This window comes from Jiangella endophytica, assembly GCF_003427025.1.
GTDB lineage: Bacteria > Actinomycetota > Actinomycetes > Jiangellales > Jiangellaceae > Jiangella > Jiangella endophytica.
Map to the genome: position 1 here is coordinate 475,897 of NZ_QVAI01000002.1, position 17,059 is coordinate 492,955.

Genomic DNA, 17,059 nt, shown 5'->3' on the forward strand with positions numbered 1-17,059 from the left:
AGGTATGCAAGGAATCGTGAACGGAGGGCGCTGATCTGATGAAATCCATGAAGATCGACGAACTCGACCGGCTCGTCGTCGCCGCCCTGCTGGCGAACCCGCGGGCGACCCACGCGGCCATCGGGCAGGCGGTGCGCAGCTCCGAGGCGACGGTGTCGCGGCGGCTCGCCCGGCTGCGGCGGACCGGCGCCGTCCGCGTCGTCGGCGCGCTCGACTCGCAGATCAGCCACCGGGCACGGTCGGTGTTCGTCCGGCTGCGGTGCGCGCCCGGCGCGGCGAACGAGCTGGCGCTGCCGCTGGCGCTCTGGGACGAGACCGGCTCGGTCAAGGTGCTGACCGGCAGCGTCGACTGTGTCGCCGAGGTCGCGTACACCTCGAACGAGCACCTCTACGCCCTGATGATGCACCGGCTGCCGCAGTTCGACGGCGTCATGGCGACGTTCAGCAACCAGGTGATCCGCCGGTTCTCCACGCCGCACGGCTGGAACCCCGGCCTGCTGCCCGACGCCGCCGTCGCCGAGTTGCGCTCCGAGCGGCGGGACCGGTGGAGCGAGCACCCGGAGCCCGACGAGGCCGCCCCGATGTCGGAGCTGGACGAGCAACTCGTCGGCGCGCTCATCGACGACGGGCGGATGAGCTGGCAGGACCTCGCCGCGCGGTGCCACGTCACGCCCAGTACGGCGCGCCGGCGCACCGAGTCGCTGATGGCCCAGGGCGTGCTGCGCATGCGCACCGTCGTCGAGCCGGAGGTACTGGGGCTGGCCGTGAACGCGTTCGTCTGGCTCACCATCAACCCGACGAAGATCGGCCTGGCCGGGGAGATCCTGGCCCGGCACCGCAACGTCGTCATGATCGCCGCGACGACCGGTGACCGGAACCTGTGCGGCGAGATCGCCGTCGCCAGCGACAGCGCGCTCTACGAGTTCCTCTCCGAAACCGTCGGCCACCTGCCCGGACTCATCCACGCCGACGTCGCGGTGGCACTGCGCACCGTCAAGCGGGCCGGCATGATCGCTCCGGAGCTGCGGTCACGGTCCGGGCCGTGAACAGGACCGGAACTCCGAGCGATCATGCGTATCTCGTGCGTCATGACGGCGCTCGGAGGACTATGGTCGAACCATGTACGAGAGTGAGGCAGCGCACGATGCTGTGCGCCGCGACCCGATAGAGATCCTTCCTTACGACACCGCGTGGCCCGAGTCGTTCGAGCAGCAGCGCCTGCGCGTCGAACCGGCCCTGCGTCCGTGGCTGATCGGCTCGGTCGAGCACGTCGGCAGCACGGCGGTGCAGGGTCTGCCCGCCAAGCCCATCATCGACATGATGGCCATGGTGGCCTCCTACGAGGAGGCCGAGGGCACCATCGCCGCCATGCGCGAGATCGGCTGGACCCAGGTGTGGGAGACCGGCGACGAAGAGCTGCGACGATGGTCGTTCTGCTACCCGGACCCCGCCTGGCGCACCCACCACCTGCACGTCGTCGAGTACGTGTCGCAGCTGGGCCGCGACTGCCTGGCCTTCCGCGACCACCTGCGCCACCACCCCGACGACGCCCAGCGCTACGCCGAGATCAAGCAGAGCCTGGCCGCCGTGCACCACGACGACCGTCCCGCTTACCGCGCGGGCAAGGCACCGTTCATCGAGGACATCATGCGGCGGGCCTCCGTCCAGCACTGAGCCGTGGCAACCGGCCGGTCGTGGCCTTCAGCACGAGCAGGGTCAAGATCCCGGCCAGCACGATCGCGGTCATGTTGATGGCCAGCTGAGCGGCCGCGCCACCCAGCTCGGCGGCGTCGCCGAGAGCCAGGGCCAGCCCCAGGTTCCCGGCGGCGGGCACCGTCGTCACCGAGATGAACACGCCCACCAGGGCACCCGACTTCGCGGACGTGAGCGACAGGATGCCGGCGATCCCGGCGATGAACGCCACGACGAACGACCACCGGTCCGGCCGCCAGATGAACCCCGTGAGCGGCCGATCCGACGTCAGCACCGCCGCATCGATCCACCCTGCCCAGGCGGCCAGCAGGCCGAGCACCGTCGTGACGGCGATCGCGATGGTGAACCCGGCCACCAGCGTCACCAGCGACTGGCGCACGATGCTGAACCTGCGGTGCACCAGTCCGACGGCGAGGCCGGCCAGCGGGCCGAACTCCGGCCCGACGACCATCGCGCCGACCACCAGGATGGCGGAGTCGAGCACGATCGCGATCGCGGCCAGCACGGCGGCCAGGGACAGGAACCAGACGAACGTCTTCGACAGCACCGAGTCCTCGTCGGCGCGGCGCACGACCTGCTCCCAGATGACGGCGTCGGCGCCCTCGCCGGGCGCCTCGTCCTCGGCGCGTTCGGCGGCAGCGGAGATCGACGTCTCGACGGGCTCGAGCGCGATGGTGCCGGTCCGATCGAGGCCGAGGTCGCGCAGCGCACGGATCATGCCCTCGGCCGACTCGCGGGCCAGCTCGGCCAGCACGACGTCGCCCTCCGGGCGCACGGAGGCGCCGCGCAGCACGGCGATGCTGGCGACGCCCGGGGACCCGTCCAGCAAGCTGACGATGCGGTCGGTCGTCTCCGCCGGCGTCGTGACGCGCAGGTGCAGCACGGCGCCATCGTAGAGGCGCCGTGGGCCGGGTCAGCGCAGGTCGCCGGCCAACAGGGTGGTGTCGCAGGGCCAGGCCGAGCCGCAGACGGCGCACAGCCCGGCGTCGTCGGCGTGGTCGTTGAGCACGGTGTTGCCGTCGGTGAGCCGGAGCAGGGTCGCGGGCTCCCGTTCCTTGACGTCCATGTCCCCATGGAAGTCCGGCGGTGTTGAGTCCGGGGTGCGGACGCGTGACGGCGGTGTGAACAGTGGCTTGTACGCTGGCGGCCGTGACTGACGGCGTGATCCTGCAGGTCGGTGGCCTCCACCCGACGGCCGAGCGTGAGCTGGCGACGACGTACGGGGCGGTGCGGCTGCCATCGGGCCCGGAGCGCGCGGCGTTCCTCGACGAGCGCGGCGCCGACGTCACCGTCGCGGTCACCGGTGCGGGCATGGACGCCGAGCTGATCGGCGCGCTGCCTCGGCTGGCCGCCGTCATCAACCTCGGGGTGGGCTACGACTCCGTCGACGTCGCGGCGCTGAAGCCGCGCGGCATCGCGCTCAGCAACACCCCCGACGTGCTCACCGACTGCGTCGCCGACCTCGCCGTCGGCGGGCTGATCGACGTGTTCCGCGGCCTGTCCGCCAGCGACCGGTTCGTCCGCCGCGGCGAGTGGGCGGCCGGGCGCAAGTTCCCGCTGCAGCGCCGGGTCAGCGGCGCCCGCGTCGGCATTCTGGGGCTGGGCCGCATCGGCCGGGCCATCGCGCACCGGCTCGAGGCGTTCGGCTGCACCGTCGCCTACCACAACCGCCGCCGCGTCGACGACGTCCCGTACGCCTACGCGGCCACACCGGTCGAGCTGGCCCACGACGCCGACGCCGTCATCGTCGTCACCCCCGGCGGCACCGGCACCCAGGCACTGGTGTCCGCCGAGGTCATCGCGGCGCTCGGCCCGGACGGCTACCTGGTCAACGTGGCGCGCGGCAGCGTGGTCGACCAGGACGCGCTGGTGACCGCGCTGACGACCGGCGCGCTGGGCGGCGCCGCGCTCGACGTGTTCACCGACGAGCCGCGAGTGCCCGAGGAGCTGTTCGCGCTGGACAACGTCGTGCTGCTGCCGCACATCGGCAGCGCGACCGTCGAGACGAGAGAGGCGATGGCCCAGCTGGTGCTCAGCAACCTGGAACGGTTCCTGGCCGACGGGACGCTGGTCACGCCGGTGCCGCTGTGAATCATCGCTGATCGTGGCGAGATGGCGCGCTTTAATGACCGTATGCGGGTAGCACTGGTCCAGCTGGCGGCGGCGACGGACACCGACGCGAACACCTCGGCGATCCGGCGGCTGACGAAGGGCGTCGAGGCCGACCTCGTCGTGCTGCCGGAGGCGGTCATGCACGACTTCGGCGACCCGTCACTGCCGCTCGGCCCGGTGGCCCAGCCCTTGGACGGCCCGTTCGTCGCGACGCTGGCCGAGCTGGCGCGGTCGGCCGGTGCGGTCGTCGTCGCCGGCATGTTCGAGCGGTCCGACGATCCCGACCGGCCGTACAACACGCTGGTCGCGGTCGGGCACGACGGCGCGGTGCTGGCGACGTATCGCAAGGCGCACCTCTACGACTCCTTCGGCTACCGCGAGTCCGACCGGCTGCGCACCGGCGACCCCGTGCCCGCGGTATTCGCCGTCGACGGGGTCCGGCTCGGCCTGCTGACCTGCTACGACCTGCGCTTCCCGGAACAGGGCCGGGCACTGGTCGACGCCGGCGCCGACACGTTCGTCATCCCGGCGGCCTGGGTGCGCGGGCCGTTGAAGGAGGACCACTGGCAGACGCTGCTGCGTGCGCGGGCCATCGAGAACACCGTCTACGTGGCCGCGGCGGCGCAGACCGGGCGGGCGTACTGCGGGCTGAGCCAGCTGGTCGACCCGCTCGGGGTCGTGGTCGCCGCGCTGGGCGACGACGAGGGCCGGCTGGTCGCCGAGCTCGACCCGGAGCGCATCGCGGCGGCCCGCGAGCGCAACCCGGCGCTGCGACACCGGCGGGCCTGGCCCACGCCGCCATGACGATGCGACGGTGATGGTGCCGACCGGCGACGTGGACCCACCCCGCCCGGACCGGGTGGGACCGACCCTAGCGGCCGGCACCGACAGCCGGGCGGGCGACGACAGCGGGGCGGGCGACGACAGCGGGGCGGGCGACGACCGTCGGGCGGACGGCATGCGGTGGGCAGCGGTCGTCCTCGCCGGCGGGTCCGGGCGGCGGCTCGGCGGGACGGACAAGCCCGCGCTCGTTGTCGGCGGGCAGACGCTGCTGGACCGGTCCGTCGCGGCGGCGGCCGGTGCGGGCGCCGCGCAGATCGTGGTCGCGGGCCCGCGGCGCGACACGCACACGCCGGTCACGTGGACACGTGAGGACCCGCCCGGCGGCGGCCCGTTGGCCGGGCTCGCCGCCGGCCTGACGGCGCTGGACGTGGCGGCGGACGCCGTCGTCGTGCTCGCCGCGGACCTCCCGAGGGTGTCGTCGGCGCTGGTCGGACGGTTGCTGGCCGGGCTCCGGCCGGAAGTCGACGCGGTCGCCGTCGTCGATGCCGCCGGCTGGGTACAGCCGCTGGTGGCGGCGTATCGGACCGAGCCGCTGCGGGCCGCGCTGGACGCCGTCGGCGACCCGCGGGCGAAGCCGGTCCGCGCGCTGCTCGAGCGCCTGCGCGTGGCGACGCTCCGGGACGAGGAGGGCTCCGCGGACATCGACACGCCGGGCGACCTGGCCCGATGGCGGCCATGATCAGTGGAGGATGTGCCGGACGGCGGGAGGAAGGTACGTGACCATGGACAGCTGGGTGACCGCGTTGTGCGAACGACTGGGGGTGCCGGTCGACGACGTCGACGTCGGCGGGATCCTCGACCTCGCCCGCGACGCCGCGCACACGGTGGAGCGGCCGGCCGCCCCGGTGACCGCGTTCATCGCGGGCTATGCCGCGGCGACCAAGGGCGGCGGCGCGGCCGCCGTCAACGCCGCCCTCGACACCGCAGGCGAACTGGCCCGCGACTGGAACGACGGCCCCGACGCCACCACACCGACGCTGCAGTGAGCCGCGTCCGCTAGCGTCACGGCTGTGCAGACCAAGAGCTCCGTCCACCTGCCGGCGCCCGCCGAGGTGGTCGACCCGCTGCGCCTGCTGACCAAGCGGGTCATCATCGCGGTGGGCGTGCTGGTGCTGACGGCATTGCTCGTCTACCTCGACCGCGACGGCTACAACGACAACTCCGACGGCTCGGTCGACCTGCTGGACGCGTTCTACTACACGACCGTCTCGCTCTCGACCACCGGCTACGGCGACATCACGCCGACGTCGGACAGCGCGCGGCTGGTCAACATCGTGCTGATCACCCCGCTGCGGGTGCTGTTCCTGATCGTCCTCATCGGCACGACGTTGGAGACCCTGACCACCCGGAGCCGGGAGCAGGTGCGGCTCAACCGCTGGAGGAAGAAGTTGCGCGACCACACCGTCGTCATCGGCTACGGCGTCAAGGGCCGCAGCGCGGTGAGCACGATGCTCGCGAACGGCATGGCGACCGAGACGCTGGTCGTGGTCGACCCCGACCCGGCCGCGATCGCCGAGGCGAACGAGCAGGGCCTGGTCGCCGTCATGGGCGACGCCACCCGTACCGAGGTGCTGCGCCGCGCCGGCGTCCCGGCCGCCAGCCGCATCGTCATCACCACGGCTCGCGACGACGCCAGCGTGCTGGCCACCCTCACGTGCCGGCAGCTCAACCAGACCGCGAACATCGTCGTGTCGGTCCGCGAGGCCGACAACCTCGCGCTGGTCCGGCAGGGCGGTGCCAACGAGGTCGTGACGTCCTCGGACGCCGTCGGCCGGATACTGGGCCTGGCCACGGTCAGCCCGGCGCTCGGTCACGTGCTCGAGGACCTCACCACGTCCGGCGTCGGCCTGGAGGTCGCGGAGCGGCTGGTCTCGCCGCGCGAGGAGGGCAAGCAGCCCCGGCAGATCACCGACCTCGTCGTGGCCGTGGTCCGCGACGGCGACGAGCTGCCGTTCCACTCGCCTGCCATCGGGCACCTCGTCCGCGGCGACCGCCTCATCGTCATCAGGCCCTCCGAGGAGTACCCGTGGGCCCGGCGCGAGGACGCCCACGAGGCGCCGGCGGAGGAGGAGCCCGAGGACCCGGCGGACCGCCCGCCGGGCGGTATCTGAGCGGAGGGGTCACGTGCACGCGGTCGTCATCACCGAGCCCGGCGGGCCGGATGTCCTGCGCTGGTCGGAGGTGCCCGATCCCGTCTGCGGGCCGGGCGAGGTGGTCGTCGACGTCGTCGCGGCCGGCGTCAACCGGGCCGACCTGCTGCAGCGGATGGGCAAGTACCAGGTCCCCGACGGCGCGCCGGCCTGGCCCGGCCTGGAGTGCAGCGGCACGATCAGCGCGGTCGGCGAGGGCGTCACCGGCTGGAAGGCCGGCGACCAGGTGTGCGCGCTGCTGTCCGGCGGCGGGTACGCGGAACGGGTCGCGGTTCCGGCCGGCCAGTTGCTGCAGGTCCCGACCGGTGTCGACCTCGTGACGGCGGCCGCGCTGCCCGAGGTCATGTGCACGGTGTGGTCGAACGTCGTCATGACCGCCGGGCTGCGCGCGGGCGAGGTGCTGCTGGTGCACGGCGGCGCCAGCGGCATCGGGACGGCGGCCATCCAGATCGGCCGCGCGCTGGGCGCCCGGGTGGCGGTGACGGCGGGTGCGGCGGCCAAGCTGGAGCGGTGCGCCGAGCTGGGCGCGGACATCCTGGTGAACTACCGCTCCGAGGACTTCGTCGAGGTCGTGAGGTCCGCGACCGGCGGGCACGGCGCCGACGTCGTCCTCGACATCATGGGAGGCTCCTACCTGGCCCGGAACCTCGACGTGCTGGCGATGGACGGACGCATCACGATCATCGGGACCATGGGCGGGCGGCGTGCGGAACTCGACCTCGCCGCCGTCATGGGCAAGCGGGCCCGCGTCACCGGCTCGCTGCTGCGGCGTCGCACCCTCGCGGGCAAGGCCGCCGTCGTCGCCGAGGTGTGCGAGCATGTGTGGCCGCTGATCGAGTCCGGCACCGTCCGGCCCGTCGTCGACCGCGTGCTCCCGATGACCGAGGCGGCCGAGGCGCACCGTGTCGTCGCCGACGGCGAGCATGTCGGCAAGGTGCTGATCACGACCTGAGACCCCGGTCACCAGCAGCGATGACGCAGCGATGATGACTCGATGAGACATCATCGGTCACGGCGCCTGAAGGGGGCGTACCCTGGCGAACGTGGTCATGTCACTGGAATCCGAGATCGACCGGCCGGTCACGCACCGCCGCACCGCCCGGGTGCTGCTGCTCGAACCGGGTGGCCGCATCCTGTTGTTCGAGGACAGCGACCCGTCCGCGCCCGGCGCGCCCACGTTCTGGATCACCCCCGGTGGCGGCGTCGACCCCGGCGAGACCCTGCTCGACGCCGTCGTTCGCGAGGTCGAAGAGGAGACCGGCCTGCGCCTGACGCCGTCGGCCATCCGCGGCCCCATCGCCGAGCGCACCGTCGTCCATGCCTACTCCGACAAGATCGCCGTCCAGTCCGAGACGTTCTTCGTCGCCGACGCGCCGCACCAGGAGATCGTCCCGGCCGGGCTCACCGAGGAAGAGCAGCTCACCGTCATCGGGCACCGCTGGTGGAGCCTCGACGAACTCAGCCGCACCGAGCGGCCCATCTGGCCGGTCGGCCTGCCCGGACTGGTGGCCGCCGTGCCCGCGCCGGCCCGCTGGCCGGTCGCGCTGAGCGCCGCCGAGGAGTCGACGGTGCCGACCAACCACTTCGCCCGCTGAGCGTCGCTCACCGGGTGTCGGCGGCCGGCCACGATTCGAGGGCGTGGGCCTGGGTCACGGCTGTCGGCTGACGTCCGAGCCGCTGATCGCTCGCCGTTCGCCGGGGTGCGGTCCCCGCCCGGCTGGGAGGGAGTCCCACCCTACGGGCGGGCACCGACACTGGCCGCTCGTCGTGCAACAGCCGACGCGAACGTTCAGGCGGATGCTGACCGCTGCACCAGGCATGCATGCCTCGTGGAGCGTGAGCACGCCTGGTGAGGTCCACGATCGTTGATGATCACCGGACGGCAAGACCGCCAGGTACGTCCTCACCCGCCGTGCGGACACCTCGCTGGGTTCCCGGCCGCACATCGCGCGTGTGACGTCCGCGTCGCGGTCCTCGCGCGGGTGAGGTGCCGTCCAGGGGCGTTGCGACGAAAGCCGCCGCGGGCGGCCCACGCCCCGGCCCCACCGTCGTGACCGCCATCGGCACGTCCTGGGAGTCGACACCGACCTGCTCGACGCCGGCCGACCGCAGGCCGTCCACCGCCCCGCCCGATGACCAGCGTCGGCTTGACGGGCCATACCGGGTATGCATACTTGGTAGCCATGTCGATTCGTCATGGTCTGCTGGCGTTGCTGGAGCGGTCGCCGATGTACGGCTACCAGCTGCGGCACGAGTTCGAGCGGTCCACCGGGGCGACCTGGCCGCTCAACGTCGGTCAGGTGTACACCACGCTGGCGCGGCTCGAACGCGACGGCCTGGTCGAGCAGACCGGCGAGTCCGACGAGGAGGGCAAGGTCGTCTACCGCCTCACCGACGCCGGGCACGCGGAGCTGACCGGCTGGTTCGCCACGCCGCTCGGTGGCAACGACCGGCCGCGCGACGAGCTGGCCATCAAGGTGGCGCTCGCCCTCACCACACCGGACGTCGACGTCCGGGCGGTGCTGCAGACGCAGCGCACGGCCACGCTGCGGCACCTGCAGGAACTGACCCGGCTCAAGGCGGTCGCCGACGGGTCCGAAGACACCGCGTGGCTGCTGGTGCTCGACTCCATGATCTTCCGGGCCGAGGCGGAGGTGCGCTGGCTCGACCACTCCGAGACCAGGCTGGCGCGCCTGGCCACGGCACCGCGACCGACCTCCGCGGGCCCGGCCCCCGGTTCGGCCGCGGGCCCGGCCGCTCCGCCCGCCGTCGCGACGGACCCGGCCTCCGACTCCGATCAGGCCGTCCGGCGATGACCACCGACGCCGTGCTCGAGCTGCGCGGGGTCGGCCGCGTGCACGGCGACGGTGCCACGGCGGTGCACGCGCTGCGCGCCATCAGCCTGACGCTGCGGACCGGTGAGCTGATCGCCGTCATGGGACCGTCGGGCTCCGGCAAGAGCACGCTGCTGCATCTGGCCGGCGGACTGGACACTCCCAGCGAGGGCGCCGTCCTCGTCGAGGGCACCGACCTCGCGACGCTGAGCCGCGGCCAGCTGGCCGCCGTCCGGCGCCGCAGCCTCGGCTACGTCTTCCAGGACCTCAACCTCATCCCCGCGCTCACCGCCGCCGAGAACGTCGCGCTCCCCCGCGAGCTGGACGGCGTCCGGGCCCGGGCCGCCCGGCGTGAGGCGCTGGACGCGCTGGCCGAGGTCGGCGTGGGCGACCTCGCCGACCGGTTCCCCGACGAGATGTCCGGCGGGCAGCAGCAGCGGGTCGCCATCGCGCGGGCGCTGATCGGGCCGCGGCGACTGGTGCTGGCCGATGAGCCGACCGGCGCGCTGGACTCCCAGACCGGCGAGGACGTGCTGCGGGTGCTGCGGGCGCGCTGCGACGCCGGCGCCTCCGGGCTGCTGGTGACGCACGAGGCCCGGCACGCCGCGTGGGCCGACCGGGTCGTGTTCCTGCGCGACGGCGCGCTGGTCGACGACACCGGCGTGGCGCCGCCGCCCGAGGTGCTGCTCACCGCGGACGGGTTCGGGTGACAAGGCCCGGGCGCGGGTGGCGGCCCGCGCTGCGGATCGCCCGGCGGCAGGTGCGCCGCAACCTCGGCCGGTCGCTGCTGATCGCGGTGCTGGTCGGCATCCCGGTGGCCGGCGCGACCATCGCCGACGTCCTGTACCGCAGCACCGAGTCCCCTGAGCGCACCGCGTACGAGCGCATGGGCGACGCCGACGCGATCATCGAGGTGACGCCGTACGACGATCTGCCGATGCCGGACAGCGGGCTGCTGCCGCTCGTCGAGCTGATGTACATCGGGATGTCGGAGCGCGCCGCGGAGCGCGACCCCGCCGCGGTCGATCTGGCCACGCTGCTCCCGCCGGGAACGGTGCTGGAGCCCGAGCGTCACCTCCACGCCGTCCGGCTACGCCTCGGCGACGCCGTGCTGCGCTTCGTCACGCTCGACGTCGGGTCGCAGGGCGGCCCGCTCACCGACCACGAGTTCCGGCTCGGCGACGGCCGCTGGCCGGAGGCGCGCGACGAGGTCGTCGTGTCGCAGGAGCTCGCACGCCGGCTGGAGCTGCTCGACGACGGCGAGCTGCGGCCCGGCGCGACCGCGACGTTCGACGGCGGGCCGCGGGTGCGTGTCACGGGCCTGGTCGTCGACCCGTTCTCGCTCGACGCGGAGCTGCTGAGCGCCGCGCCGGACTCCGTCGCCGCCGAGTTCGCCGCCACGCAGGAGACCGGGTGGGGCGAGCTGTCCATCACGGGCGGGACCAGTTACCTGGTCGACCTGCCCGACGGCGTCGACGCCACGGAGCTCGGGCTGCGCCTGGCGGCCGAAGGGGTCGGCCTGCTGCCGCGCTCCGCCGCGGCGGACCCGGAGCAGTTCTTCGACACCGCTGGAGGCCCGACCGTCGAGCAGGTGCAACAGGCCGCCCTGGTCGCCCTCATCGTCGGCCTGGGACTGCTGGAGGTCGTGCTGCTGGCCGGCGCCGCGTTCGCCGTCGGCGCCCGGCGGCAGGTCCGTGAGATCGGTCTGCTGGTGGCCGGCGGAGCGAGTGCCGCACAGGTGCGCCGGACCGTGCTGGCGCAGGGCCTCGTGCTGGGTGTCATCGGCGCGGTGCTCGGCCTCGCGACCGGAGCGATGCTGGTGCCGGCGGCAGCGCCGGTCTGGGAGTCCTACCTCGGCCAGCTGATCGACGACTGGTCGTTCGGCTGGGCCGAGCTGGCCGTCGCCGCCGGGGTCGGCGTGCTGTCCGGGCTGGCCGCCGCCGTGGTGCCGGCCGTCGGCGCGGCCCGCATGCGGCCGGTCGACGCGCTGGCGCAGCGGTTCCGGGCCACCCGGCTGGCGGCGCGGCTGCCGGTGGTCGGGCTCGTGCTGTTCGTCGTCGGCGCCGGTGGCGCGCTGATCGCCGGCCGAGCGCTGGCCGGGAACCTGGAGGAGTACGGCCGCCGGCTGGAGCAGCTGGTCGGCACCGGCGTCTACGTCACCCAGCCCTCGACCGCGCCCTACATCGCCGTCCAGCTGGCGGGAGCGCTGGTCGCGACGGCCGGGATCGTCGTACTGCTGCCCGGGCTGATCTCCGCTCTGGCCCGCGGCGCGCACCGGCTCGGTCTCTCGGCGCGGCTGGCCCTGCGCGACGCCGCCCGGCACCGTCACCGCACCGCGCCGACGGTCGCGGCCATCGCGATCGTCGTGGCGGGCTCGACGGCGGTCGCGTTCGGCGCCGGAGGCTCCGCGCGGGCCGACGAGCTGCGCTACACGCCGTCGCTGCCCGACAACGTCGCCCGGATCGAGGTCGACCGCCACGAGCAGACCTTGGACGAGGCCACGGCCCAGCTCGCCGCCGCCGAGGAGGCACTCGCCGAGCGCCTGCCCGGGGCCGAGGTGCACCGGCTGACGGAGGCGACGGTGCGGTACTCGTCCGACAGCAGGATCTCCTTCGACACCGCGTGGCTGCATGGCGCGCCCGGCTGTGCCGACTGCGGGTGGACCAGCGGGTCGGTGAGCGTCGCCGTGGCCGACCCGGCGGTCATGGCCATCGCGGCGGACGGTCCGCCGGACCAGGCCGCGCTGGACGCCGTCGCCGACGGGGCGATGGTGGTCTACGACCACTCCTACGTCAGGGACGACCGCTCCATCGGCATCGAGACCTGGCCGACGGACGGTGAGCCGGTGCTCGTCCGATTCCCCCGGCATCTGGCCGAGCGCGACATCGCCTATTCGCTGGTGCCCGGCGCGTTCGCCTCGGCAGAGGCCCTGGCGGCGGCCGGCTTCCAGCTGCTGTCGTCGGCCAGTCTCGTGACGTTCGGCGACGCGACCCCGGAGCAGCTCGACGCCGCCTTGCAGGCCGCCGAGTCCGCCGGCGCCTGGGTCAGCATCGAGCAGGACCTCGAGTCCGAGCCCGACCCGGCGGTGCTGGCGCTCGCCGCGGGCGCGGCGTTCGTGACGCTGGTCGGCGTGGCGATCGCCGTCTCGCTGGCGGCTGCCGAGGGCCGGTCCGACCTCGCCACCCTGGCCGCCGTCGGCGCGGCACCCCGGCGGCGGCGCGGGCTGGCCGGGGCGCAGGCGCTGGTCGTGGCCGGGCTGGGGGTAATGATCGGGTCCGGGCTGGGTATCTACTTCGCGTATCTCGTGTGGCCGGCGCTGGGTGCGCCGGAGTTCATCTGGGCATGGGACAGCCTCGTCGTCACCGGCGTCGCCGTCCCCGTCCTCGCCGTTCTCGTCGCGGTGATCTTCACCCCGAGCCGGCTGCCGATGATCAGGAGGGTCGAGTGAACAGCACGACAGTGCGCCGGGCGAGGCAGGCCGCGCGGCGCCGGACGCTGGAGCTGCTCGCCCTGCGCAGGGCCGAAGCGGCCGGCCGGCAGGCCCGCGAGCGCGTCCCCGGATACCAAGTTCGACCCGGCCGGGCGGAGGCGGGCCCGGAGGGGTAAAGATGGTGCCATGACGGAGCCGAACCAGAACGCCGAGACCCACGACACCTCCGGGGACGACGAGCAGCGCGTCGTTGTCGTCGGCCCCGGCGGCATGGCCGTCGAGTCCGCGCCCGGCGGACACGACGAGCAGCGCTCGCTCACCGACCTCATCGAGCAGCCGGCCAAGGTCATGCGCATCGGCAGCATGATCAAGCAGCTGCTCGACGAGGTGAAGGCCGCCCCGCTCGACGAGGCGAGCCGACGCCGGCTGGGTGAGATCCACCGGGCCTCCCTCGACGAGCTCGAGGACGGCCTGGCGCCGGAACTGGTCGACGAGCTCGAGCGGCTCGCGCTGCCGTTCGACGACGACACCGTGCCCACCGACGCCGAGTTGCGTGTCGCGCAGGCGCAGCTGGTCGGCTGGCTGGAGGGCCTGTTCCACGGCATCCAGACCACGCTGTTCGCGCAGCAGATGGCCGCGCGAGCGCAGTTGGAGCAGATGCGGCGGGCGCTGCCGCCGGGCGTGCAGCTGGCACCCGGCCAGGCGATGCCGGGTCAGCCGCCGGCCGGCCCCGACGACGGCGACCAGCGCGGCAGCGGGATGTATCTGTGACCATGCCGGCCGGCGATCCGCTACTGGAGCGGATCGCCGCCGCGGTCGCCGTGGGCCACACGGAGTCGCGGCCGGCGGCCCGCACCGCCCTGACCGAGCTGTGGCCCGCGCTGGAGTCGCTGGGTGGCGGGCCGTTTCACAGCTGCGTGCTGGCACACCACCTCGCCGACCTGCAGGACGACGTCGCCGACGAGCTGGAATGGGACCTGCGTGCACTGGCCGCGTCGAGCGAATTCGACGCCCGCGGCTTCACCGCGTCGCTGCAGCTGAACGTCGCCGACGCGTACCGCCGGCTCGATGACGTCGAGACCGCGCGCACGCACGCGGTGCTGGCGCGGGCCGCGTGCTCGGACCTGGAGGACGACGACTACGGCCGGATGATCCGTGCCGGCGTGGCCCGCCTGGCCGAGCGGCTCGACGGTGTCGAACCCGCCCGGCCACGCGGGTGAGTGGAGCCCGTCAGGCGGCGGTGCGGGCGTGGCTCTCGATGACGCTGGCGAGGCGCGGCAGCGCCTCTTCGACGTGCTTCTGGGCCTGCGGGCGCAGCTTGCCGTAGACCTTCTTGACGCTGTCGCGCTGCGAGGCCGCGGCGCGCGCGTCGGACACGCCCAGGAGTGCGTCGGCGACCTCCGTGCGGCGGCCCTCGAAGTAGTCGGCGAGCGAGCCGCCGCCAGTGGCCTGGAAGTCGGCGTAGAAGGGCTCGGCCTGCTCCACGAACGAGTCGAGCATGTTGTCGATGGTCTCCGGGACGAACCCGGCGTTGATCTTCTTCAGGACCGCGTAGCCGCCCTTGACGGCCATCCCCGAGACGCCGCTCTTGTCGGATACCTCGGCGTCGACGAGCTGGTGGAGGTCCTTGACGACGGCGGGCCGGCGGGCCGGGTCGAGAAGGATCTCGCGGAGTGTGTCAGCCATGTGGGAAGTGCCCCTCAGTATCGAAATTGATCATGTGTGACGGTCGTGCTCCGCCACTGTAGAACACGAAGATCCGTGCGGCGAAGAGTGGCTTTCGTCCGAATTGTTGCGTGAGCGACCTGGTGAGATCAGAGTGGCCGGAGTGGCAACGCTCGCGGCCGGTCGGCCGGTTCCGGTGCGGTCAGTCGGCGAAGTAGCCGTCGAGGAGGGTGGCCAGGCCGTTGGACCCGACGTCGTCGCAGACGGTGTCGGCCACCGCCTTGACGTCGTCCGGCGCCTGGCCCATCGCCACGCCGACGGCCGCCCACCGCAGCATCTCGAGGTCGTTGTGGCCGTCGCCGGCGGCGAGGGCGTCGGCCGCCGTGAGGCCGAACCGGGCGGCCACTTTGCTCAGCCCGGACGCCTTCGAGACGCCGACCGGCATGATGTCCAGCCACGCGGTGTAACCGATGGCGTAGTCGACGCTGGTCAGGCCGGATTCGCGGGCGATGTCGCGCAGCTGCTCGCGGTCGCCGTTGGGCCAGCGCACCACCAGCCGCGTCACCGGCTGGGCGACCAGTTCGTCGTGCTCGACCACGGTGACGTGGCCGTCGAGGTCGCCGGTCGGGAACTCGCCGGTGACGCGGTAGCCACGGCCCAGCTCCTCGACGGCCAGGACGGCGTCGGGGATGCGGCTGGTGAAGTAGCGGACGGTGTCGGTGATGTCGAACGTCTCGATCTCGATCGGCGTCCGTGTCGCGACGTCGATCACCACCGCCCCGTTCGAGCAGACCGCGTACCCGTCCTTCAGTCCCAGTTGGTCCAGCAGCGGCAGCGTCGAGTGCATCGACCGCCCGGTGGCGACGACGATGTGCGCGCCGGCGTCGTGCGCCCGCCGCACCGCGTCGACGACCGGGGGCCGCGGCGGCTCGTGGAACTCGGCGTACGTGACCAGGGTGCCGTCGACGTCGAGCGCGATCAGCGCCGGGCGCCACCCGCCGGTCAGCGTCACGTCGCGACCGGTGTCAGGAGCTCGCGTCCGCCCAGGAACGGCCGCAGCGCCTTCGGCACGTGGACCGAGCCGTCGGGCTGCTGGTGGTTCTCGAGCAGCGCCACGATCCACCGGGTGGTGGCCAGCGTGCCGTTGAGCGTCGCGACCGGGCGGGTGCCGCCATCGGTGCGCTCGCGGACGCCCAGCCGCCGGGCCTGGAACGTGGTGCAGTTGGACGTGGAGGTCAGCTCCAGCCAGCGCTCCTGCGACGGCAGCCACGCCTCGCAGTCGAACTTGCGGGCCGCGCTGGACCCGAGGTCGCCCGCCGCGACGTCGATGACGCGGTACGGCAGCTCCATGTCGCCCAGCATCTGCTCCTCCCACCCGAGCAGGCGCGCGTGCTCGTCGGCGGCGTCCTCCTCGTGGCAGTAGGAGAACATCTCGACCTTGTGGAACTGGTGAACGCGGATGATCCCGCGGGTGTCCTTTCCGTAAGATCCCGCCTCGCGGCGGTAGCAGGCCGACCAGCCGGCGTAGCGCAGCGGCCCGTCGGAGAGGTCGACGATCTCGTCGGCGTGGTAGCCGGCCAGCGCGACCTCGCTGGTGCCGACGAGATAGAGGTCGTCGGCGTCGACGCGGTAGACCTCGTCGGCATGAGCGCCGAGGAACCCGGTGCCGCCCATGATCTCGGGCCGCACCAGCGTCGGCGTGATGACCGGCGTGAATCCGGCGGCGACGGCGGTGGCCATGCCGTGGTTGAGGATGGCCAGCTCGAGCTGCGCGCCCACACCGGTGAGGAAGTAGAACCGGGCGCCCGACACCTTCGCGCCGCGCTCGGTGTCGATGGCGCGCAGCCCCTCGCCCAGCTCGAGGTGGTCGCGGACGTGGTCGAGCGACGGCTTCTCGCCGACCTCGCGGATGACGGTGTAGTCGTCCTCGCCGCCCGCGGGCACGCCGTCGATGACGATGTTCGACGGCACCCGGGCCAGCTCGTCGAGCCGTGCCTGCGCTTCGCCGGCGGCGGCCTCGGCGGTCTTCACCGCGGCGGAGAGGTCGCGGGTGGTGGCCAGCAACTCCTGCTTCTCCTCGGGCGAGGCCTTCGGGATCAGCTTGCCCAGACGCTTCTGCTCCGCGCGCAGCCGCTCGAACTCGGCCAGGGAGGACCGGCGCGACTCGTCGGCGGCGAGCAGGTCGTCGACGACGGCTTCGCTCTCGCCGCGCGCTCGCTGCGACGCGCGGACACGGTCGGGGTCTTCGCGGATCAGGCGCAGATCTAGCACCACCCGAGGGTATCGGGCGAGCAGGGCGCGGCGCGCGCGGG

Annotated in this window: 20 protein-coding genes; 15 read left to right on the forward strand and 5 right to left on the reverse strand. The window is 73.2% G+C overall.

Annotated elements, in window-relative coordinates; genetic code table 11:
- Window positions 1-47: 47 nt before the first annotated feature.
- Entirely contained in the window at window positions 48-1,046 is a 999-nt protein-coding gene (locus DZA62_RS06565; protein ID WP_198663473.1) for an Lrp/AsnC family transcriptional regulator, read from the forward strand.
- A gap of 73 nt (window positions 1,047-1,119) precedes the next feature.
- Window positions 1,120-1,674, forward strand: coding sequence for a GrpB family protein (locus DZA62_RS06570; protein ID WP_198663474.1), 555 nt, complete (start codon window positions 1,120-1,122; stop codon window positions 1,672-1,674).
- On the opposite strand, the gene DZA62_RS06575 is transcribed toward DZA62_RS06570, so the two are convergent.
- Window positions 1,646-2,596 carry a DUF389 domain-containing protein gene (locus DZA62_RS06575; protein ID WP_116948056.1) on the reverse strand — a complete coding sequence of 317 codons (951 nt, stop codon included), beginning with the start codon at window positions 2,594-2,596 and terminating at the stop codon, window positions 1,646-1,648. The genes DZA62_RS06570 and DZA62_RS06575 overlap by 29 nt on opposite strands.
- A gap of 30 nt (window positions 2,597-2,626) precedes the next feature.
- Window positions 2,627-2,779, reverse strand: coding sequence for a hypothetical protein (locus DZA62_RS35535; RefSeq protein ID WP_157987517.1), 153 nt, complete (start codon window positions 2,777-2,779; stop codon window positions 2,627-2,629).
- A gap of 74 nt (window positions 2,780-2,853) precedes the next feature.
- Here DZA62_RS35535 and DZA62_RS06580 point away from each other — a divergent pair, with 74 nt between their 5' ends.
- The 13 genes from DZA62_RS06580 to DZA62_RS06630 all read left to right on the forward strand — a co-directional run bounded on the left by DZA62_RS06580 (window position 2,854) and on the right by DZA62_RS06630 (window position 14,302).
- Complete coding sequence (locus tag DZA62_RS06580; protein ID WP_116948161.1) at window positions 2,854-3,804, forward strand: 2-hydroxyacid dehydrogenase; 951 nt, start codon at window positions 2,854-2,856, stop codon at window positions 3,802-3,804.
- A 42-nt stretch (window positions 3,805-3,846) separates the two neighbouring features.
- Window positions 3,847-4,629 (forward strand): carbon-nitrogen hydrolase family protein, encoded by a 783-nt coding sequence (locus tag DZA62_RS06585; RefSeq protein ID WP_116948057.1) that lies wholly within the window; start codon window positions 3,847-3,849, stop codon window positions 4,627-4,629.
- A gap of 13 nt (window positions 4,630-4,642) precedes the next feature.
- Window positions 4,643-5,347 carry a molybdenum cofactor guanylyltransferase gene (gene mobA, locus DZA62_RS36235; protein WP_232827288.1) on the forward strand — a complete coding sequence of 235 codons (705 nt, stop codon included), beginning with the start codon at window positions 4,643-4,645 and terminating at the stop codon, window positions 5,345-5,347.
- A 43-nt stretch (window positions 5,348-5,390) separates the two neighbouring features.
- Entirely contained in the window at window positions 5,391-5,654 is a 264-nt protein-coding gene (locus DZA62_RS36240) for a DUF6457 domain-containing protein (protein WP_232827289.1), read from the forward strand.
- A gap of 24 nt (window positions 5,655-5,678) precedes the next feature.
- Window positions 5,679-6,779 carry a potassium channel family protein gene (locus DZA62_RS06595; RefSeq protein WP_116948058.1) on the forward strand — a complete coding sequence of 367 codons (1,101 nt, stop codon included), beginning with the start codon at window positions 5,679-5,681 and terminating at the stop codon, window positions 6,777-6,779.
- A 13-nt stretch (window positions 6,780-6,792) separates the two neighbouring features.
- The gene (locus tag DZA62_RS06600) at window positions 6,793-7,770 is read left to right on the forward strand and encodes an NAD(P)H-quinone oxidoreductase (protein ID WP_116948059.1); all 978 of its coding nucleotides are present in this window, start codon (window positions 6,793-6,795) and stop codon (window positions 7,768-7,770) included.
- Between the two features lie 97 nt (window positions 7,771-7,867).
- Window positions 7,868-8,413: an NUDIX hydrolase gene (locus DZA62_RS06605; RefSeq protein ID WP_116948060.1), complete on the forward strand. Its 546-nt coding sequence runs from the start codon at window positions 7,868-7,870 to the stop codon at window positions 8,411-8,413.
- Window positions 8,414-9,001: 588 nt separating this feature from the next.
- On the forward strand, window positions 9,002-9,634 hold the full coding sequence (locus DZA62_RS06610; RefSeq protein WP_116948061.1) for a PadR family transcriptional regulator: 633 nt from the start codon (window positions 9,002-9,004) through the stop codon (window positions 9,632-9,634).
- Window positions 9,631-10,362 carry an ABC transporter ATP-binding protein gene (locus DZA62_RS06615; protein WP_116948062.1) on the forward strand — a complete coding sequence of 244 codons (732 nt, stop codon included), beginning with the start codon at window positions 9,631-9,633 and terminating at the stop codon, window positions 10,360-10,362. Before DZA62_RS06610 ends, DZA62_RS06615 begins: the two co-directional genes overlap by 4 nt.
- Entirely contained in the window at window positions 10,359-13,100 is a 2,742-nt protein-coding gene (locus DZA62_RS06620) for an FtsX-like permease family protein (RefSeq protein ID WP_157987519.1), read from the forward strand. The genes DZA62_RS06615 and DZA62_RS06620 overlap by 4 nt, the downstream gene beginning before the upstream one ends.
- Complete coding sequence (locus DZA62_RS35540) at window positions 13,097-13,258, forward strand: hypothetical protein (RefSeq protein ID WP_157987520.1); 162 nt, start codon at window positions 13,097-13,099, stop codon at window positions 13,256-13,258. Before DZA62_RS06620 ends, DZA62_RS35540 begins: the two co-directional genes overlap by 4 nt.
- 10 nt (window positions 13,259-13,268) lie before the next feature.
- A complete protein-coding gene (locus DZA62_RS06625; RefSeq protein WP_116948064.1) occupies window positions 13,269-13,853 on the forward strand; it encodes a bacterial proteasome activator family protein in 585 nt (194 codons plus the stop codon).
- A gap of 2 nt (window positions 13,854-13,855) precedes the next feature.
- Window positions 13,856-14,302: a hypothetical protein gene (locus DZA62_RS06630; protein ID WP_116948162.1), complete on the forward strand. Its 447-nt coding sequence runs from the start codon at window positions 13,856-13,858 to the stop codon at window positions 14,300-14,302.
- 10 nt (window positions 14,303-14,312) lie between these two features.
- Here DZA62_RS06630 and DZA62_RS06635 read toward each other — a convergent pair whose 3' ends face one another.
- The 3 genes from DZA62_RS06635 to serS all read right to left on the reverse strand — a co-directional run bounded on the left by DZA62_RS06635 (window position 14,313) and on the right by serS (window position 17,018).
- On the reverse strand, window positions 14,313-14,768 hold the full coding sequence (locus DZA62_RS06635) for a DUF6918 family protein (protein WP_116948065.1): 456 nt from the start codon (window positions 14,766-14,768) through the stop codon (window positions 14,313-14,315).
- A gap of 181 nt (window positions 14,769-14,949) precedes the next feature.
- The gene (locus tag DZA62_RS06640; RefSeq protein WP_198663477.1) at window positions 14,950-15,759 is read right to left on the reverse strand and encodes an HAD-IIB family hydrolase; all 810 of its coding nucleotides are present in this window, start codon (window positions 15,757-15,759) and stop codon (window positions 14,950-14,952) included.
- A complete protein-coding gene (gene serS / locus DZA62_RS06645) occupies window positions 15,756-17,018 on the reverse strand; it encodes a serine--tRNA ligase (protein WP_116948164.1) in 1,263 nt (420 codons plus the stop codon). Before serS ends, DZA62_RS06640 begins: the two co-directional genes overlap by 4 nt.
- Between the last annotated feature and the right edge of the window lie 41 nt (window positions 17,019-17,059).